The sequence below is a fragment of the Ancylobacter lacus genome (genome assembly GCF_018390635.1).
Classification (GTDB): domain Bacteria; phylum Pseudomonadota; class Alphaproteobacteria; order Rhizobiales; family Xanthobacteraceae; genus Ancylobacter; species Ancylobacter lacus.
Genome location: NZ_JAHBGE010000066.1, coordinates 43554 through 62255, shown reverse-complemented (window position 1 = coordinate 62255; position 18702 = coordinate 43554). Strand labels below are relative to the sequence as shown.

Here is an 18702-nt window from a genome sequence, read left to right as displayed (position 1 = left end):
TTCCTGGCTATTCCCGCCTATTCCCGGGTAGTGCCATCCTATGTTTCGCGTAACACCCGGCGCCCCGCACGCCCTTCACCGGGCGAAGGGCCTGACCCACACCCCCGGCCGCTCGCGGCGCGGGGCTTTCGGTGCGGGGGGTGGTGAAGCAGGGGGCGGCCGGCGCCGGGGTGACGGCGGGCGGCTCTGCAGGGCTGGCGGCCGTAAGGCTGCGCCGCGCCACCGCCGCGCGCCGTCACGGCGCCCCGAGCGGTGCCCCGGCCGGCCCGGCGGGCGAGCGGGCCGGAGGAGTTGCCGCTGGCACCGGCAGGGGTCGGGATCGGCACCCTCGGGGAGGGTCGCGGCCATCCGGCCGGGACGGACGGCGGAGCGGGTGGCACGGAAGCGGGCGGCACGGAAGCGGGTGGATCGGCCGCAACGCCGGCCATGTCGGCGTCGAACCGGCGGGCCGGCCTATGGAGGCTGCGGAATCTCGCGGGGTGTGGCCGCCCCGTCATTGACCCTCCCGCCCGGCCGACGCATGGTCACCGGGCTGGTGCTGGAGGAACTGACATGCGTGCCGTTCGTGATCTTGGCGGGTCCACCCCGCGGAACCGTCATGCGGCGCCCGGCCTGCGGGCGCGTTTCGCGACCGGCCTGCTCGCGGCGGCGCTGGCGTTCGGCCCGGTGGCCGGTGCCCAGGCGGCGGGCTTCTTCGAAAAGAACTTCTGGCTGCCCAATGACGGCTTCACCGGCAATGTGCCGGCCTGCGACACCCCGGCCGCGCTGTCGATGATCCAGGACCGCTTCGCCACCACCGAGTCGCGCTTCTGGTCCTCCAACCTGCGCCTCGCCGGCTTCGAGCATGTCAAGGAAGTGGCGTTCCGGCCCTGGGGCCCGCAGATCCAGCCGCGCCGCTACTGCTCCGCCAAGGTCCACGTCTCCGACGGCCATACCCGGCCGATCTATTATTCCATCATCGAGGATGGCGGCTTCCTCGGCCTGTCGTGGGGCGTCGACTGGTGCGTGGTCGGGCTCGACCGCGGCTGGGGTCACCCGCCGGACTGCGAGGCCGCGCTTCCCTGAGAGCCCGGCCCATGGCGATCGTGCCGGCACGCCGCGCCGGGGCGCGACCCGCGGCGGCCCGGCGGCGAGGTGCCCCGCACCCGGTCGGCGGCGGCGGCGCCCTTCTCCCGCCCGCGCCGGCCCGGTTCCTGAAGGCCGTGGTCGGCCGGCTCCTGAGCGCGGCACGTCGGCACGCGGAATGTGGCCGGTTGCGTTCGACGACGCTTCCCCGTCTCGGGTCCGCCGTGGCGCTGGCTCTCGCCGGCACGGTGCCGGGACTGGCGCAGCAGCCGGGCACGCCCGGGCGCTTCGACCATTACGTCCTCGCCCTCAGCTGGTCGCCGAGCTATTGCGCCGCCGCCGGTGAAAAGGCCAATGCGCAGCAATGCGGCGCCGACGCCCGGCCCTATGCCTTCGTGGTGCACGGGCTGTGGCCGCAATATGCCAGCGGCTGGCCGCAGGACTGCCAGCGCCCGGCGCCCTTCGTGCCCGAAGGCACCGTGACGGCGATGCTCGACCTGATGCCGAGCCGGGGCCTGGTGCTGCACCAGTGGCGCAAGCACGGCACCTGCTCCGGCCTCGCGCCCGACGCCTATTTCGCCGCGGTGCGGCAGGCCCGGGCCCGCCTCGTCATTCCCGAGGACTACCAGCGGCCGGAGCGCACCCGCATGGTGGCGCCGGAGGAGGTGGAGCGCGCCTTCATCGCCGCCAATCCCGGCCTGAAGCCCGACATGATCGCGATCGCCTGCGATGGCCGCCGCCTCAGCGAGGTGCGGATCTGCCTCGACCGCGGGTTCGGCTTCACCCCCTGCCCCGAGGTGGACCGCCGCGCCTGCCGCGCCACCCGGGTCGCCCTGCCGCCGACGCGCGGCGGCTGAACCACGACCGGACCCCGATGAACTACCGCCACGCCTTCCACGCCGGAAATTTCGCCGATGTCATCAAGCACATCGTGCTGGCCCGCATCCTCGCCTATCTCGGCCGGAAGGACGCCGCCTACCGCGTGCTCGACACCCATGCCGGCGCCGGGCTCTACGATCTCGGCGGCGAGGAGGCCCAGCGCACCGGCGAATGGGAAAGCGGGGTCGGCGCGCTCATGGACGTGGCGCTGCCGGCGGAGGTCGAGGCGCTGATCGCGCCGTGGCGGGAGGCGGTGGCGGCGGTCAATCCCGGCGGCGGCCTCGCCCATTATCCCGGCTCCCCGCTTGTGGCGGCACGGCTGGCGCGGCCGCAGGACCGGCTGCTGTTCTGCGAGACCGTGGCCGGGGTGCGCGAGGCGCTCGGCGCCGCGGTGAAGGGCGACGGCCGGGCCAAGGTGCTGCCCACCGACGGCTGGCAGGCGCTCGCCGCCTATCTCCCGCCGAAGGAGCGGCGCGGGCTGGTGCTGATCGACCCGCCCTTCGAGGAAGGCGGCGAGTTCCACCGCCTCGCCGAGGCGCTGATCGGCGCCCACCGCCGCTGGGAAGGCGGCGTGCTGGTCGCGTGGTACCCGATCAAGGACATCCGCGCGGTGGACGCCTTCCGCCGCGAGGTGACGCGCGCCGGCATTCCGAAGACGCTGCGGATCGAGTTCGATCTCGCCGAGACCCGCCAGGCCGACCGGCTCTCCGGCGCCGGGCTGGTGGTGGTGAACCCGCCCTTCACGCTGGCCGAGGAGATGCGCACCGTCCTGCAGGCCATCGGCCCGCACCTCGCCACCGACGGGCGCGGCCGCAGCCGGATCGGCTGGCTGATGCCGGAGCGCTGAGCCCGGCGGCATGGCCCGGCAGGGGCCCGTGTCGTCGCCCTGTCAGCCGGAACTGGCAGGCTCCTGCCCCGGCGGCGGGCCGGCAGCCGGGCGCGGAATCCGCGGCATCGGTTTTGCTTGGCATTCCCGGCGGAGGCGGTTCCGGCCGCAAGGTTGGGGCGGCCCATCCACGGATGGAGCAGGGCGCGATGGCGACGACGGGTACCGTGAAGTTCTTCAACACGGAAAAGGGCTATGGTTTCATCCGCCCCGACGATGGCGGGCGCGATGTGTTCGTGCATGTGTCGGCGGTGACGCGCTCGGGCCTCGGCACCCTTTCGGAAGGCCAGCGCGTGAACTTCGAGGTCGAGCCGGACAAGCGGGGCAAGGGTCCCAAGGCGGTCGACCTGCAATCCTCCGACTGATAGGCTTTCCCGAGTCGCGGCGGCGGTGCGCGGCGCCGTCGCCGGCGGCTGCGCGGGGTCGCCGCACAGGCCCCTGCTCAGTCGGTGAAGTCCCGTGTCCCTGCAGCTCCGCTCGTCGCCGCCCTCCCCCTTCGGTCGCAAGGTCAAGATCGCCGCCATCCTGTGCGGCGTCCATCTCGATATCGTGTGGGCCGACACCACCGACCCGCAGGACGCGCTGCGCACGCAGAACCCGCTCGGGAAGATCCCGGTGCTGCTGCGCGAGGACGGCGCGCCGATCTACGATTCGCCGGTGATCCTGGAATATCTCGACGCCTGCGCCGGCGGCGGGGTCATCCTGCCCGCCGGCGGCGAACGGCGCATCGAGGTGCTGACCCTCCAGGCCCTCACCGACGGCATCATGGATGCAGCCCTGCTGCAGGTCTACGAGGCCCGCATGCGGCCGGAAGCCGAGCGCAGCGACCGGTGGCTGGATATCCAGGCTGGCAAGGTGGCGCGGGGCCTGGCAGCGCTCGAGGCGGCGCCGCCGCCCCATGGCGGCGTCAGCGGCGCCGCCGATGCCGGCGAGATCGGCCTCGCCTGCGCGCTGGGTTACCTCGACCTGCGCTTTTCCGGCGCCTGGCGGCCCGACCATCCCGCGCTGGTGGCGTGGCTGGACGGCTTCGCCGCACGGGTGCCCGCTTTCGAGGCAACGCGGGCGCCCTGATACCGCCTGAACGACAAAGAGGCCCGGGAGTGACCCGGGCCTCAGTCGAACGCCTCCCTGCGGCGTCAGATCGGCTGTCAGAACTTGTAGTTCACGCCGACCTTGAGGGTCTGGATGCTGAAGTCGAGATCGTTCGAGCTGAACATCTCGTTGAAGTTGGTCGCGCCGAGGTCGGAGTAGATGTACTCGGCCTTGATGGTCCAGTTGTCGGTCACCGCATATTCGGCGCCGGCACCGATCGACCAGCCCCAGTAGGTGTCGCTGTTGGATTCGGAGTACCAGTTGCCGCCGTCGACCGTGCCGTTGCCGGACACCTTGGCGTTGGCCCAGGCGAAACCGCCGGTGACATACGGCAGGAGGTGGTCGACAGCATAGCCGAGGCGGGCGCGGATGGTGCCGAAGCTGTCGATCTTGGCCGTGATGGAGCTGGCATAGGAGTCGTAGTCGCCATTCGACGAGATGGCGCTGTAGCCGAAGCTATAGGTCTTGCTGATGTCGGCGAACTGGACATCCGCCTCGGCGCCGAGAACGACGTTGTTGGCGAACTGGTAGTTGTAGCCGGCCTGGAAGCCGCCGAACCAGCCATCGCCGTCAAGGCCGCCCTGGCTCCAGCCGCCGCCATAGGAGGCATAGCCGGGGGCGTAGAACGGGGCGACGTTGTCGACGCCGGTCCAGCCCCAACCGACGTTGCCGCCGAGATAGAAGCCGGTCCAGGTGAAGACGGGGACGGCGGGGGCATAGGCCGGCGCCTTGGTGGGATAGGCGAGGTCGGCGGCCAGCGCCGGAGCGCTCGCCAGGCTGGCCAGGGCAATGGCGCTGCTGAGCATCTTGCGGAACATGGCGGGAACTCCAATGAATGTTGTTGGAGCAATACATAGCCACGACCGGCCGGTCCCGCTATTGTAAAAATACAACACGGGATTCCATAGAATTTGAATGAAATTATTCGCACGTATATCATGATTAACGAATTGATAAACTTAGGATTCACCCGTGATATTAAAATCAATACGTAAAGAGTGGCGATTTATATGGTTAATATTTCATTTCTTAGCATGACAATATGAACGAATAAAAATGAAAAGGGCCCCGACCGGAATTGGTCGAGGCCCTGTTCGCGGTGTCCGACAGAACGCTGCGGGGCGTGCCCCGCCGCGTCGTATCAGAACTTGTAGTTGATGCCGGCGCGAACGATGTTCGCGTTCAGGCCCGCCTTGGCGTCGATGTTCTGGTAGTACTCCTCGCCGAGATCCATGTAGAGATACTCGACCTTGGCCGTCCAGTTGTTGTTGAACGCGTATTCCAGACCACCGCCGACCGTCCAGCCGACATGGGTGTTGCTCACATCCCAGCCGAGATAGTCGACCTTGTTGTGACCATAGGCGAGACCGCCGGTCACGTAAGGCAGGACGTTGTCGAAGGCGTAGCCGACCCGGGCGCGCACCGTGCCGAAATAGTCGAGCTTGGAGCTGACGCCGTACAGGCCATTGGAGTCGTTGATGTCGGCACCCTGCAGGTCCGCCTCGGCGCCCAGCACGACATTGTTGCCGAACTGGTAGTTGAAGCCGACCTGGCCACCAGCCAGCCAGCCCGAGGGGTCGATGCCGAAATCGTCGGTGGCGCCGTCACCGCCGCCCCAGGCGTAGCCGGCGTTCGCGCCGAGATAGAAGCCGGTCCAGCTGAAGACCGGCAGCGGGGCGACGACCGGAGCCTTGGTCGGATAGGGCTGCGCCAGATCGGCCGCCATGGCCGGCGCCGCCGCCAGCAGGGCCGCAGCCGCGATGCCTGAGAAAAGAATGTTCTTCATCGTGATGGTCTCCGACAAACTGCAAGAACTGTCACACGCAGTTGAGGGTGAGATAGAAGGCACTCCGGGCACGTCTAGGGCCGGATTACGGCAGAACTTGAGAATTGGCGCTGGAATGCGCACTCACGAACCGGTGAAGACTGTCCACAAACGCTTGTGACGCCTGCCGTTGCAGCGGGCCGTGAGGCGAGAATTTCCTAACGGCACGCGCAACAATTTTGCCATTTTCTCCGCACGGTTTTTCGTGCGTGTTGCCTTTTTGGCACAAATCCGGTGCGGTCAGCCCGGTGGCTGCGATGGCAGCGGCGGGCAGGCCGCAGCGCCGGGGTCAGAAGCGGTAGTTCACGCCGGCGCGGAGCAGGTTTTCGTTCACGCCCACGTCGCGCAGGCCGTTCACGGTGAGGTAGTTTTCCTTGCCGAGGTCGAGATAGAGATACTCGGCCTTGGCGCTCCAGTTCGGCGTGAAGGCGTATTCGAGGCCCGCACCCAGCGCCCAGCCGATATGGGTCTGGTCGTCGGAAAGGCCGCTCTCGGTGTAGCTGCCGCCGCCATAGGCAAGACCGCCGGTGCCGTAGACCAGCATCTGGTTGATGGCATAGCCGGCCCGCAGCCGGGCGGTGCCGAAATAGTCGAGGCTGAAATTGCCCCCTTCCATGCCGGAGTACTGAATGTCGGTCTCGAAGCCGAGCACGATGGGGCTGTTGCCCTGCCAGTTGAAGCCGGCCTGGGCACCGATCAGGCCGCCATCGACGCTGGAGCCGGCGAAGTCCGCATCGCCCCAGCCATAGCCGGCATTGGCGCCGAGGTAGAAGCCGGACCAGGTGAAGGGGGCGTAGGCGGCGGGCGCGTAGCCGCCCTGCGGGGGGTAGGAAAGGTCCGCCGCTCCGGCGGGAGCGGCGGCGGCCAGCACGAAGGCCAGCCCGGCGATGAGTCGGCGGTTCATGGTCATCTCCTGAATGGGCGCGTGGCACTGCGCCGTCGCAGCCGGGAATGACGGATGAATGTGCCGAGGCTCCGGTAAGATACGGTCAACCACGACGAAACCGCGCGACATGCTTAAGGAAGGATTGACAGCGGTGGCCTGATCCCGCCGGGAGGTGGCAACGTACATCGCAGCACCCTGCCGGACGGCTCCCCGCCGCATCCTCATCGTTCCGAGGCCTTGATGACCACACCGTCCTACGCGCCGTCTCCCGCTGATTCCCGTCCTGTGGCGCTGGTGACCGGCGGGGCCGTGCGGATCGGCCGGGCGATCAGCCTCGCCCTCGCCGCGGGCGGCTATGACGTGGTGGTCCATGTCCGTAGGGAGGGCCGTGACGGCGACGCCATCCGCAACGAACTCGCCGCCACGGGCGCCCGCGCGGCGCTGGTCTGTGCCGATCTGGCGGACCGGGACGCGGTCGCCGGCCTCCTGCCGGCCGCCGAGGCCCTGCTCGGCACGGTCCACCTGCTCGTCAACAACGCTTCGGAATTCCATCGCGACGAGGTCGGCGCGCTGCCGCCCGCGCTGTGGGACCGGCATTTCGACGTCAATCTCAGAGCCCCCGTCATGCTGGCGGAAGCGATGGCGACGCGGTTGCCCGCCGGCAGGACCGGCGCCGTCGTCAACATACTCGACCAACGCGTCTTGAAGCCGACCCCACGCTTCTTCTCCTACAGCCTGGCCAAGGCCGGGCTCTGGCAGGCGACACGGATGCTGGCGCAGGCGCTGGCGCCACGGGTGCGCGTCAATGCGGTGGCGCCGGGCCCCACCCTGCGCAACAGCCGGCAGGATGCCGGCGCCTTCGCCCGTCAGAGCGGCGCGGTGCCGCTCGGCCGCGGCCCGACGCCGGAGGAGATCGCCGCGGCCGTGCTGTTCCTCGCCGGAGCGCCCAGCGTCACCGGCCAGACTCTGGCGGTGGATGGCGGCCAGCACCTCGCCTGGGAGACGCCGGACGCCACCGGGCCGGAATAGTCAGCGGCGCCGGTCGGCCAGAGTGAACCAGCCGATGCTGCCGATCACCAGCACGGCGCCCGCCAGCTCGGCCGGCGTCACCGTCTCGCCGAGCACCAGCATGGCGAGCGCCATGGTGGCCACCGGGCTGATCGTGCCGATGGTGGCGTTGGCCTGCGCCGAGATGCGCTGGAGCGCCGCGTTCATCAGGAAGGACGGCAGCACCGTCGCCCCGATCGCCAGCATGACGCCGATTAGAAAGACCTTCGGCTCCACGAGGAGCGACGCCACCGGGCGCAGCACCACGAACTGCGCCAGCGCGACGGCCGCCGCGCCGGTCATGGCGATGCAGGTGAACAGGCCCGAGCCCATCCGCGCGATGATGTCCCGGGCGCAGAGCTGGTAGAGCGCGAAGCTGATCGCCGCGAGGAACACGAAGCCCGCGCCCCGGGCCGTATCCGGGCCGGACATGGTGAGATTCTGCAGGAAGATCACCGCCAGCCCGGCATAGGACGCGGCAAAGGCCACCAATGCCCGCGGCCGGATCGGCTGGCGGAACAGCAGCGCCCCGAACAGCGCGACGAACATCGGGTAGGTGAACAGGATCAGCCGCTCGAACGAGGCCGAGATGTCGCGCAGACCGAGGAAATCCACATAGCTGGAGAACCAGTAGCCCAGCACGCCGACGCCCAGCGCCTTTGCCACCAGCCCCGGCGAGGGCAGCGCCACGCCGCGCGTGCGCGCCCCGGCCACGGCCATTGCCCCGATCACGAGGTAGAACGGCAGCGACAGCCCCATGCGGAGCGCCAGCAGAGTCTCCGCATCGATACCCCAGCCATAGGCGATCTTGATGATGACGCCCTTGGCGGCAAACAGGATCGCCCCCGCCGCGCCGAGGGCATAGCCCGCCAGCGGTCGCCGGGCCGCCGCCGGTCGTTCGTCGGTCGTCGTCGTCATGTCGGTCACCTCGATGTCGAGGCAGGCGGGACCGCGTGCGGGGAAAAGGAACCGGCAGCGCGCACCCCGCGTGCCGGTGGAAAGCGTGATCGCGCGATCAGCCGCCCGCCCGGACGCACGAGGCGCCGGTAAGCCAAAGGGCGAGGCCGAGGGAATAAGCGCTGTCGATCATGATGACTGCCCTCTAGCATGGCGGCCAGCGCCACGGCAATTCGTGCCGCAGGGTGAGACGGCAGCGCCGTGAGGCGGCCGGTCTCGGTGAGCCCTCGCGGCGACACCGGTGAGGTCGCCTCCCTGCCCCCTGTTGCGCCGGGCCGCGAATCCCTATCTTCGCGCGACATGAGCGCCCGCCCCAGTCCAGACCGCCCCGACATCGACCTCGACGCCGACGATCCCGAGCCCGTCGAGATCGAGGAATCCCTGCTGCCGCCAGAGGAAGACGGCGACGCCGACGTCTCCGCCGGCTCCCTCGCCAGCGGGCGCGAGGCGATCCTGCGCGCGGTGAAGCATGCGCCGAACGGCGCCGGCGTCTATCGCATGCTGGGAGCCGATGGCGCGGTGCTCTATGTCGGCAAGGCCAAGAGCATCAAGAAGCGCATCATCGCCTACACCCGCCCCACCGGGCTCACCAACCGCATCGCCCGGATGGTGGCGGCGACCTGCGCGATGGAATTCGTCTCCACCGGCACCGAGCGCGAGGCGCTGCTGCTGGAAGCCAACCTCATCAAGCAGCTCAAGCCGCGCTTCAACGTGCTGCTGCGCGACGACAAGTCGTTTCCCTACATCCTCATCACCCGCGATCACGCCGCCCCGCAAATCACCAAGCATCGCGGCGCGCGGTCGCGGCCCGGCGACTATTACGGTCCCTTCGCCTCGGTGTGGGCGGTGAACCGCACCATCAACGCCTTGCAGAAGGCGTTTCTGGTGCGCTCCTGCACGGACAGTTTCTATGAAGGCCGCACCCGGCCCTGCCTGCTGTTCCAGATCAAGCGCTGCGCCGGCCCGTGCACCGGCGAGGTAAACCACACCGACTATGCCGAACTGGTGCAGGAGGCGCGGGGCTTCCTGTCCGGAAAGAGCCGGGCGGTGAAGGAGCAGCTCGCCCGCGAGATGGAGCAGGCCTCCGAGGCGCTGGAGTTCGAGCGCGCCGCCGCCCTGCGGGACCGCCTTGCCGCGCTCTCCGCCGTGCAAGGCACCCAGGGCATCAATCCGCGCTCGGTGGAAGAGGCGGACGTCTTCGCCCTGCACCAGGAAGGCGGGGCAACCTGTGTGCAGGTGTTTTTCTTCCGCACGGGGCAGAACTGGGGCAACCACCCCTACTACCCCCGCGCCGACCGCTCGCTTGAGCCGGGCGAGGTGCTCGGCGCCTTCCTCGCCCAGTTCTACGAGGACAAGCCCTGCCCCCGGCTCATCCTGCTCAGCCACCCGGTCGACGATGCGGAACTGCTGGCGGAGGCTCTGTCGGAGCGCTCCGGCTACAGGGTCGAGATCGCCGCGCCGCAGCGCGGGGAAAAGCGCGAGCTGGTCGAGCACGCCCTGCAGAACGCCCGCGAGGCGCTCGGCCGCAAGCTGGCGGAGAGCGCGAGCCAGGCCCGCCTGCTCGACGAACTCGCCCGCAGCTTCGGCCTCGCCGGGCCGCCGCGGCGCATCGAGGTCTACGACAACAGCCACATCATGGGCACCAACGCCGTCGGCGGCATGATCGTCGCGGGGCCGGAAGGCTTCGCCAAGAGCCAATACCGCAAATTCAACATCCGCTCGGACGACCTGACACCCGGGGACGATTACGGGATGATGCGGGAAGTGCTGCGACGCCGCTTCGCCCGGCTTCTCAAGGAGGCTCCCCGCGCGGGCGTGCCTCCCGCCGGCACGGGCCCCTCCCCCACGCCGGACAACGTCCCGCCGGGCGATGACGGGGCGAACACGCCCGCCGCCGGCGCCGCTCCCGTGGCCCATCCCGGCCGCGACCCGGACGACCTGGCGGGCTGGCCGGACCTCGTCCTGATCGACGGCGGGCAGGGTCAGCTCAAGGCGGCGAGCGACATTCTCGACGAACTCGGCATCACCGACGTCCCGCTGGTCGGCGTCGCCAAGGGACCGGACCGCGACGCCGGCCGCGAGACCTTCTTCATGCCGGGCCGCGCGCCGTTCCGGCTGGAGCCGCGCGATCCCGTGCTGTATTTCGTGCAGCGCCTGCGCGACGAGGCGCACCGCTTCGCCATCGGCTCGCACCGGGCGCGGCGCAAGAAGGACATCACCCAGGCCGGCCTCAGCGAAATTCCCGGCGTCGGCCCGACCCGGAAGCGCGCGCTGCTGCATCACTTCGGGACGCTGAAGGCGATCGAGCGGGCTTCGCTGACCGATCTCGCCGCCGTGCCGGGCGTCAACGAGACGACAGCACGGGCGGTCTACGACTATTTCCACGGCAAGGGCGCCTGAATCGCATCCGCTGCCGCCACATACCACCAGGTCGGATGCCGGGGCCGTTTGCCGGCAAGAAGCGACTTGGCAAGAAGCGAGTTGGCATTGACGGGCGGGCCACGGGTGGTTACGTCCCTTTCACCGGAGCCGGACGATCCATGGTCGATGTCACCTCGCGCCAATCTGTGACGCCCGAAGCCCAGCCGATCAAGCGGGGCCACGCCTTCGCCCTGCCCAATCTCCTGACCTATGGCCGCTGCGTGGCGGTGCCGCTGCTGGCGGCCTGTCTGTTCTGGGCCGACATACTCGCGGGCGGCATCTGGCTGCGCTGGGTCGCCCTCGGCATCTATATCGCCGCCGCGATCACCGATTTCTTCGACGGCTATCTTGCGCGCGCCTGGGAACAGCAATCGGCCATAGGCCGCATGCTCGACCCCATTGCCGACAAGCTGCTGGTCTCCACCTCGCTGCTGATGATGGCCTCCGACGGCACCATCCGCGGCTGGTCGCTCTGGGCGGGGCTCGTCATCCTGTGCCGGGAGATTCTGGTCTCCGGCCTGCGGGAGTTCCTCGCGGAGGTGCGGGTGAGCGTGCCCGTCACCCGCCTCGCCAAGTGGAAGACCGCGGCCCAGCTCGTGGCGGTGGGTGTTCTGCTGGCGGGCCCGGCCGGCGACCTGGTGCTGCCGGGCATCACCCTCGCCGGCATCGTGCTGCTGTGGATCGCCGCCATCCTGACGCTCTACACCGGCTGGGACTATTTCCGGGCCGGCGCCCACCACCTCATCGACGAGTGAGGGCGCGGTGAAGATCCGCTATTTCGCCTGGGTGCGCGAGCGCATCGGACAGGAGGCCGAAGAGGTCGAGCCCCCGCTCGACGTCGCCACCGTCGCCGATCTCGCGGCGTGGCTGGCGCAGCGCGGCGAGGGCTATGCGCATGCCTTCGAAAATCCCCGCGTCGTGCGCGCCGCGATCGACCGGACCCATGCCCGGCCGGACGCGCCCATCGCCGGCGCTCGGGAGATCGCCTTCTTCCCGCCCATGACCGGCGGCTGACCCCCGGAGGGGCCATGTTCACCGTCCGCATCCAGCGTGAGGATTTCGACGCCGGCGCCGAGGCGGCGGCCCTGGCGCGGGGCCGCACCGATGTCGGGGCGGTCGTCAGCTTCGCCGGGCTATGCCGCGCCGATCCGGCAGAGGAAGGCGGACGGCTGCTGGCCCTCACCCTCGAACATTACCCCGGCATGGCCGAGGAAGAGATCGAGCGGCATCTCGCGCAGGCCCGCGCCCGCTGGCCGCTGGCCGGCGCCACCATCATCCATCGCCACGGGCGGATCACGCCGGGTGAGAACATCGTGCTGGTGGTCACCGCCTCGGCCCATCGCGCCGCCGCCTTCGCCGCTGCCGAATTCCTGATGGACTGGCTGAAGACCAGCGCCCCGTTCTGGAAGCGCGAGGAGCGCGAGGCCGGCCCGCACCGCTGGATCGAGGCCAAGGCCGCCGACGACGACGCAGCGGAGCGCTGGCAGTCCACCGGTTCGGACACCCCCTGACGCACCGGACCGGCCGCCCTCGCAGCGCAGCGCCCTAACGGAAACTACGCCCGAGACGGCTGGCCAAACGAAAAAGGCCGCCCGCAGGCGGCCTTTCCGTATCGTCTGGCGGTTCGGCGCCGAAGGCTCAGGCCGCCTTCTTCTTCGGCTGAACCTCGGCCATGTAGTCTTCCATCAAGGTCGCGGTGACCGGGCCGGGCTGGAAATGCAGCCCCGCGATCTCCGAAACCGGCGTCACCTCCGCCGCGGTGCCGGTGATGAAGCACTCGTCGAAGCTCGACAGCTCCTCCGGCTGGATCTGCCGCTCCAGCACCTGGTAGCCCCGGCGCTTGGCGAGGTCGATCACGGTCTGCCGGGTGATGCCGTTCAGGAAAGCGTCCGCCAGCGGAGTGTGGACCACGCCATCCTTCACGAAGAAGATGTTGGCGCCGGTACACTCCGCCACCAGACCGCGCCAGTCCAGCATCAGCGCGTCGGCATAGCCGTTGCGCTCGGCGGCGTGCTTGGAGATGGTGCAGATCATATAGAGACCCGCCGCCTTCGAGGTGGAGGGGGCGGTCTGCGGATCGGGGCGGCGGTACTTCGCCCGGTCGATGCGGATGCCCTTGAGGCGCTGCGCCGGATCGAAATAGCTCGGCCACTCCCAGGCGGCGATGGCGAGGTGAATCTTGTTGTTCTGGGCCGAAACACCCATCATGTCCGAACCACGCCAGGCGACGGGGCGGATATAGGCATCCGTCAGCTTCTGCCGCGCCAGAATTTCACGGCAGGCTGCGTTGATCTCGGCCTCGCTGTAGGGAATCTCGAAATCGAGCAGGCGGGCGCTTTCCTTCAGACGGGCGGTGTGTTCGTCGAGCTTGAAGATCTCGCCGCCATAGGCGCGCTCACCCTCGAACACGCAGCTCCCATAGTGAAGCCCGTGGGTGAGCACATGGACCTTGGCCTCGTTCCACGGCACGATCTCGCCATCGTACCACATCCAGCCGTCACGTTTGTCGAAGGGCTCCGCCGACATATCGGTCTCTCCAATCACGGCCGCCGGCCTTCAGCAGAGGTCGCGGCCCGCCCGTCTCCCGGGCGCTCACAGTTTCTTGGGCCCTGCCGGCTGCACGCGCAAGCGCGGATGTTTTGCCTCGCAGCCGAAGTCCCGTTATCGTTCGCCCCCCGGTTGGACGAAGGGCCGATCCGTCGACGACGAAAGCCGAGGGGCGGAAGGCCGAACGATCCTTTCGTCGAGCAGGACATCTGGGTAACGATCATAACGAAAAAAGTCAACATGACTGACGTAAATGTCTCGCCTCCCTCCCGCCTCGCCGAGGGGGATTCCGGCCAGCCGGCACGGTCGGCGGGGGCTGCGGCCTCGCCGCCGCTCGTCGACATCATCGAACTCTTCTTCTTCGCCTACCGGAATTTCGTCAGCGATCCCGACGAGATTCTGGCGCGGTTCGGTTTTGGGCGGGCGCATCACCGGGTGCTGCATTTCGTGAACCGTCATCCAGGGATGCGCGTCACCGACCTGCTCGACATCCTGCGCATCACCAAGCAGAGCCTCGGGCGGGTGCTGCGCGAGCTGGTGGATCAGGGCTTCATCGACAGCCGGGCCGGCTCGTCCGACCGCCGCCAGCGCCTGCTCTACGTCACGCCGAAGGGCGAGGCGCTCGCCCGCGACTTCGTCGCGCTGCAGTCCGCCCGCATCGAGCGGGCACTGGCGGAGTGCGGCGGGCCGGAAGCGCTGGGCAATGCCCGCCGCTTCCTCGTCTCGATGATCGACCCGGAAGATCGGGGGCCGATCGAGAAGTTCATCACCCGGGCCGACCGCGCCGCCGAGGAGCTTCGCCGCCTCGCGCCCGGCCCCCGCAGCGGAGGCTGAGGCCACATTCATGCTGAACCCCTCCCCCATGGGCCGACCGACGCCGGGCACGGCGCGCCTTCCCGACGACGCGCCGCACCTGCTGATCGTGGACGACGACACCCGCATCCGCGACCTCATCTCGCGCTTCCTCACCGACAAGGGCTACCGCGTCACCACGGCGGCCTCGGCAGCGGACGCCCGCGGCCGGCTCAGCGGCCTGTCCTTCGACCTGCTCATCCTCGACGTGATGATGCCGGGCGAATCCGGGCTCGACCTCGCCCGCTTCGTGCGGGAGGGCTCGGGCGTGCCGATCCTGATGCTCACCGCCCGCTCGGAACCGGCCGACCGCATCGCCGGCCTCGAGATCGGGGCGGACGATTATCTCGCCAAGCCGTTCGAGCCGCGCGAACTGCTGCTGCGCATTGGCAACATCCTCAAGCGTTCGGCGGCACCCCAGCCGCAGGCGATCGAGAGCGTGCGGTTCGGGGCCTTCCTGTTCCACATCGCCCGGGGCGAACTCTCCCGCGACGGCGAGCCGGTGCGCCTCACCGACCGTGAGCGCGACATGCTGCGGGTGCTGGCGGAAAAGCCCGGCGATACCGTGCCGCGGCAGGCGCTGGCCGCTCCCGGCGCGGGTGCGGGCGACCGCGCGGTGGACGTGCAGGTGAACCGGCTTCGCCGCAAGATCGAGCGCGACCCGGCCAATCCTGCCTTCGTGCAGACGGTGCGCGGCATCGGCTACCGGCTGGTCGTCGCCCCTTGAGCCTCATCGACGGCCATAGGCTCGACGGCGCCCGGGCCTGGCTGAAGCGGATCGCGGAGCGGCTGCGGCCGGACGCGGCGACGCAGGCGCGGGTGGACCGCGCCAACGAGACCGGCCGACGGCTGGCCGCGCGCATGCGCCAGCAGAACGACCGTTTCGGCTCCTGGTTCAACCGGGTGATGCCGAAGGGCCTCTATGCCCGCTCGCTCATCATCATCGTGACGCCGATGGTGCTGCTGCAGTCGGTGCTGGCCTTCGTGTTCATGGAGCGCCACTACAACGCGGTAACGCGGCGGCTCTCCGCCGCGGTGTCGCAGGACATCACCGCGATCACCGATCTCGCCTCGGCCTTCACCACGGACGATGACCTCGACCGCATCCGCCAGATCGCGCAGGAGCGCATGGGCCTGTCGATCGAGTTCCTGCCCGGCGAAAGACTGCCACCGCCGGGGCCCAAGCCGTTCTTCTCCATCCTCGATTCCAGCTTCACCGGCGAGTTGGGCAAGCGGATGCGCCGGCCGTTCTGGACCGACACGGTGGGCAACTCGAACCTGATCGAGGTGCGGGTCCAGCTCGACAATTCGGTGCTGCGCATCTTCGCCCGGCGCAGCCAGGCCTATCTCTCGAACTCCCATATCTTCCTGGTGTGGATGGTCGGCACCTCGCTGGTGCTGCTGGCGGTCGCCATCCTGTTCCTGCGCAACCAGATCAAGCCGATCGAGGCGCTGGCGGATGCGGCGGAAGCCTTCGGCAAGGGGCGCGACGTGGTCGGCTTCCGTCCCCGTGGCGCGCGGGAGGTCCGTGGCGCGGCCCGCGCCTTCATCGAGATGCGCCGACGCATCGAGCGCCAGATCGAGCAGCGGACCATCATGCTCGCCGGCGTCAGCCACGACATGCGCACCATTCTCACCCGCTTCAAGCTCGAACTCGCCTTCCTCGGCGACGGAGCCGAGGTGGAAATGCTGCGCAAGGATGTCGACGAGTTGCAGAGCATGCTCGAGGCCTATCTTGCCTTCGCCCGCGACGACACCGGCGAGCCGCCGGTGCAGGTCGACATCGCCCGCATGCTGGACGACATCCGCCTGAATGCCGAGCGCCAGGGCGCGGCTGCCACGGCGACATTCCGTGGCAATCCGGTGGTGACCATCCGGGCCGACGCCTACCGGCGCTGCATCACCAATCTGGTCGCCAACGCGCTGCGCCACGGCAAACGGGTGGAGATCACCGGCGCGCGGGACGCGCGTTGGCTGCTGGTGACGGTGGACGACGACGGTCCCGGCATTCCGCTCGACCGCCGGGACGACGTGTTCCGGCCGTTCCTGCGGCTCGACGCGGCCCGCAACCAGGACGCCGGCGGCTCCGGCCTCGGCCTCACCATCGCCCGGGATGCCGCGCGGGCCCATGGCGGGGACATCTCGCTCGGCGACAGCCCGCTCGGGGGGCTGCGGGCCAGCGTGCGGATCCCGGTCTGACCGGCCTTCGGCTCAGAACAGCCGGGCGCCGTTCGGCACCGGGCGCTCGGGTGCGACCAGCACCACCTCCCCCTCGGCGTCGGGGAAACCGAGCGTCAGCACTTCGGACATGAAATTGCCGATCTGGCGCGGCGGGAAATTCACCACCGCCGCGACCTGCCGGCCGACCAGATCCTCCGGCGCATAATGCGCCGTGATCTGGGCCGAGGACTTCTTCACCCCGACGCTGCTGCCGAAATCGATCAGCAGCTTGATCGCCGGCTTGCGCGCCTCCGGGAACGGGTCAGCCCGGATGATGGTGCCGACACGGACATCCACCTTCAGGAAATCGCCGAACTGAATGGTTTCCAGGGGAGCCAGGCTCACGTCGCATCCTCGTCACTTATGGAAAGGGCGCCCCGGCACGACGTCCCGCCGTCGCCGGGCGGCGGTTCAGATGGCTGCGGCAGGCGCCTCGTCCTCGCTGCGGCGCCGGCGCATTGAGGCGCCGCGACCGCCACAGCGGGCGAGGCGGCACACCCCGTCGAGAAGACCGAGCATCCGTTCGCCGCTGGCGAGTTCGCGGTCCAGCGCGGCCATAGTGCGGGCGAGGCTCGGATCGGTGTCATCCAGGAAGGTACGCAGGACCCGGGCGAAGGCCACCGCAAGCCCCTGCGCCCGTACCCCGCCCTTGAGGCCGGAGGTGCCGATGCCGGCGGCGGCCAGCATCCATTGCTGCGAGCGTACCGACAGCCGGTTGAGCGCCAGCGCGAACATCGGGTTCCGCGCGGCCGAGCGGGCCAGCGAGCGGATCGCCTCGCGGTGCGGCGCCAGCACATCGAGCCGGCGCATCAGCACCTCGAACAGCCGGTCGCGGTGGGTGGCAGCGAGGGAGAGTTCGCCCTCCTCCGCCGCGTCGGCGGCGGTCGCGTCCAGCACCCGCCGATCGACATCCTTCACGAAGCCGGACAGCATGTCGAAGGTCGAACCGAACGAGGCGCGCAGTTCGGCCAGCGAGACGCCGGCGCGCCCGGCCACGTCCGAAAGGCCGATAGCCTCGAACGGACGCTCCGCAAGCAGGGCAAGGAACGCGTCGAGAATGGCGGAACGCCCGGCTGGGGCAGACGAGGCGGCACTGGCGTCAGTCATCATAACCTCCCGAGTGGCTGCGATCTCTACGCTACACGTGGGGATGCGGATCGGAAGGTGAAGGCACGCCCGACATTTTCCACGTCAGCCGGCGAGTTCGCGCGAGCGGCGCGCGGCGGCGGCGACCGCCCCGGTCAGCAGCGGACCGAACCCGCTGACCTCGTCCATCAGCACCGCCAGCGCCGCCGCGGTGGTGCCGTTGGGTGAGGTGACGTTGCGGCGCAGCGTGGCGGGATCGATGCCGGAGCGGGCGATGAGCTCGCCGGCGCCCGCCACGGTCTGGCGCGCCAGCCGATCAGCGAGGTCGGGCGGCAGGCCGACAGCCGCTCCCGCCTGCGCCAGCGCCTCGGCGAGCAGGAACACATAGGCGGGGCCCGAGCCGGAGACAGCGGTGGCGAGGTCGATCAACGCCTCGTCCGCCACCCATTCCACCCCGCCGGTCGCCCGCAGCAGAGCGTCGGCCGTGTCGAGCTGGGCCGGTGTCACCGCGCCATTGGCCACCGCCACGCTCACGCCACGCCCGATCGCGGCCGGCGTGTTGGGGATCGAGCGCACCACGGCCGTTCCGGGGGCGAAAAAGGACTCCATGAAGGCCAGCGTCCGCCCGGCCATCACCGAGACGACCAGCGTCTCAGGCCCCGCCAGAGCGGCGACGCGGGGCAGGACCTCGGGAGCGACCTGCGGCTTCACCGCCAGCACCATGACGGCGGGCACGCCGCCGTTCAGCGGGTTGAACGCGACGTTCCGGCTCTCCAGCAGCGCTGCCACTTCCGGCGGCGGAGCGGGATCGATGACCGCCGCCTTGGCTGGCTCCAGACCGAGGCCGAGCCAGCCTTCCAGCATCGCACCGCCCATCTTGCCGGCGCCCACGAGCAGCACCCGGCCGGGAATGTCGGAAAGAACGGCCATGTCCAAATC

Annotated in this window: 21 protein-coding genes; 13 read left to right on the top strand and 8 right to left on the bottom strand. The window is 69.5% G+C overall.

The window, feature by feature from the left end; all coding sequences use genetic code 11:
• The first annotated feature begins 552 nt into the window (after positions 1-552).
• From KHC27_RS17005 to KHC27_RS16985, 5 genes are all read left to right on the top strand, one after another.
• Positions 553-1065 carry a hypothetical protein gene (locus KHC27_RS17005; protein ID WP_213340588.1) on the top strand — a complete coding sequence of 171 codons (513 nt, stop codon included), beginning with the start codon at positions 553-555 and terminating at the stop codon, positions 1063-1065.
• Between the two features lie 188 nt (positions 1066-1253).
• Entirely contained in the window at positions 1254-1922 is a 669-nt protein-coding gene (locus KHC27_RS17000) for a ribonuclease T2 (RefSeq protein WP_246520030.1), read from the top strand.
• A 17-nt stretch (positions 1923-1939) separates the two neighbouring features.
• The gene (locus tag KHC27_RS16995; RefSeq protein ID WP_213340586.1) at positions 1940-2791 is read left to right on the top strand and encodes a 23S rRNA (adenine(2030)-N(6))-methyltransferase RlmJ; all 852 of its coding nucleotides are present in this window, start codon (positions 1940-1942) and stop codon (positions 2789-2791) included.
• 188 nt (positions 2792-2979) lie between these two features.
• A complete protein-coding gene (locus KHC27_RS16990) occupies positions 2980-3195 on the top strand; it encodes a cold-shock protein (protein WP_213340585.1) in 216 nt (71 codons plus the stop codon).
• 100 nt (positions 3196-3295) lie between these two features.
• Positions 3296-3901, top strand: a complete 606-nt coding sequence (locus tag KHC27_RS16985; protein ID WP_213340593.1) for a glutathione S-transferase family protein — start codon at positions 3296-3298, stop codon at positions 3899-3901.
• A gap of 77 nt (positions 3902-3978) precedes the next feature.
• Here KHC27_RS16985 and KHC27_RS16980 read toward each other — a convergent pair whose 3' ends face one another.
• The 3 genes from KHC27_RS16980 to KHC27_RS16970 all read right to left on the bottom strand — a co-directional run bounded on the left by KHC27_RS16980 (position 3979) and on the right by KHC27_RS16970 (position 6651).
• Complete coding sequence (locus KHC27_RS16980; RefSeq protein WP_213340584.1) at positions 3979-4740, bottom strand: outer membrane protein; 762 nt, start codon at positions 4738-4740, stop codon at positions 3979-3981.
• 323 nt (positions 4741-5063) lie between these two features.
• Positions 5064-5708, bottom strand: coding sequence for an outer membrane protein (locus KHC27_RS16975; RefSeq protein WP_213340583.1), 645 nt, complete (start codon positions 5706-5708; stop codon positions 5064-5066).
• 328 nt (positions 5709-6036) lie between these two features.
• The gene (locus tag KHC27_RS16970; RefSeq protein WP_213340582.1) at positions 6037-6651 is read right to left on the bottom strand and encodes an outer membrane protein; all 615 of its coding nucleotides are present in this window, start codon (positions 6649-6651) and stop codon (positions 6037-6039) included.
• Between the two features lie 222 nt (positions 6652-6873).
• Between KHC27_RS16970 and KHC27_RS16965 the strand changes: the two genes are divergently transcribed.
• The gene (locus KHC27_RS16965; RefSeq protein ID WP_213340581.1) at positions 6874-7662 is read left to right on the top strand and encodes an SDR family oxidoreductase; all 789 of its coding nucleotides are present in this window, start codon (positions 6874-6876) and stop codon (positions 7660-7662) included.
• Here KHC27_RS16965 and KHC27_RS16960 read toward each other — a convergent pair whose 3' ends face one another.
• Positions 7663-8598, bottom strand: a complete 936-nt coding sequence (locus KHC27_RS16960; RefSeq protein ID WP_213340580.1) for a DMT family transporter — start codon at positions 8596-8598, stop codon at positions 7663-7665. It abuts the gene before it with no gap.
• A gap of 339 nt (positions 8599-8937) precedes the next feature.
• Between KHC27_RS16960 and uvrC the strand changes: the two genes are divergently transcribed.
• From uvrC to KHC27_RS16940, 4 genes are all read left to right on the top strand, one after another.
• Entirely contained in the window at positions 8938-11037 is a 2100-nt protein-coding gene (gene uvrC, locus KHC27_RS16955; protein WP_213340579.1) for an excinuclease ABC subunit UvrC, read from the top strand.
• Between the two features lie 140 nt (positions 11038-11177).
• Positions 11178-11813: a CDP-diacylglycerol--glycerol-3-phosphate 3-phosphatidyltransferase gene (pgsA, locus tag KHC27_RS16950; RefSeq protein WP_213340578.1), complete on the top strand. Its 636-nt coding sequence runs from the start codon at positions 11178-11180 to the stop codon at positions 11811-11813.
• Positions 11814-11820: 7 nt separating this feature from the next.
• On the top strand, positions 11821-12072 hold the full coding sequence (gene moaD / locus KHC27_RS16945; RefSeq protein WP_213340577.1) for a molybdopterin converting factor subunit 1: 252 nt from the start codon (positions 11821-11823) through the stop codon (positions 12070-12072).
• Between the two features lie 14 nt (positions 12073-12086).
• A complete protein-coding gene (locus KHC27_RS16940) occupies positions 12087-12569 on the top strand; it encodes a molybdenum cofactor biosynthesis protein MoaE (RefSeq protein ID WP_213340576.1) in 483 nt (160 codons plus the stop codon).
• A 127-nt stretch (positions 12570-12696) separates the two neighbouring features.
• Here the strand turns inward: KHC27_RS16940 and KHC27_RS16935 are convergent, their stop codons facing one another.
• A complete protein-coding gene (locus KHC27_RS16935; RefSeq protein WP_213340575.1) occupies positions 12697-13584 on the bottom strand; it encodes a branched-chain amino acid aminotransferase in 888 nt (295 codons plus the stop codon).
• A 261-nt stretch (positions 13585-13845) separates the two neighbouring features.
• On the opposite strand from KHC27_RS16935, the gene KHC27_RS16930 reads away from it, so the two are divergent.
• The 3 genes from KHC27_RS16930 to KHC27_RS16920 all read left to right on the top strand — a co-directional run bounded on the left by KHC27_RS16930 (position 13846) and on the right by KHC27_RS16920 (position 16656).
• On the top strand, positions 13846-14439 hold the full coding sequence (locus tag KHC27_RS16930) for a MarR family winged helix-turn-helix transcriptional regulator (protein WP_213340574.1): 594 nt from the start codon (positions 13846-13848) through the stop codon (positions 14437-14439).
• 10 nt (positions 14440-14449) lie between these two features.
• Complete coding sequence (locus KHC27_RS16925) at positions 14450-15184, top strand: response regulator (protein WP_246520029.1); 735 nt, start codon at positions 14450-14452, stop codon at positions 15182-15184.
• 134 nt (positions 15185-15318) lie between these two features.
• Positions 15319-16656: an ATP-binding protein gene (locus KHC27_RS16920; RefSeq protein ID WP_213340591.1), complete on the top strand. Its 1338-nt coding sequence runs from the start codon at positions 15319-15321 to the stop codon at positions 16654-16656.
• Positions 16657-16668: 12 nt separating this feature from the next.
• Here the strand turns inward: KHC27_RS16920 and KHC27_RS16915 are convergent, their stop codons facing one another.
• The 3 genes from KHC27_RS16915 to proC all read right to left on the bottom strand — a co-directional run bounded on the left by KHC27_RS16915 (position 16669) and on the right by proC (position 18693).
• On the bottom strand, positions 16669-17022 hold the full coding sequence (locus KHC27_RS16915; protein ID WP_213340573.1) for a tRNA-binding protein: 354 nt from the start codon (positions 17020-17022) through the stop codon (positions 16669-16671).
• Between the two features lie 66 nt (positions 17023-17088).
• Positions 17089-17784, bottom strand: a complete 696-nt coding sequence (locus KHC27_RS16910; protein ID WP_213340572.1) for a TetR/AcrR family transcriptional regulator — start codon at positions 17782-17784, stop codon at positions 17089-17091.
• A gap of 84 nt (positions 17785-17868) precedes the next feature.
• Complete coding sequence (gene proC, locus KHC27_RS16905) at positions 17869-18693, bottom strand: pyrroline-5-carboxylate reductase (RefSeq protein ID WP_213340571.1); 825 nt, start codon at positions 18691-18693, stop codon at positions 17869-17871.
• Positions 18694-18702 lie beyond the last annotated feature (9 nt).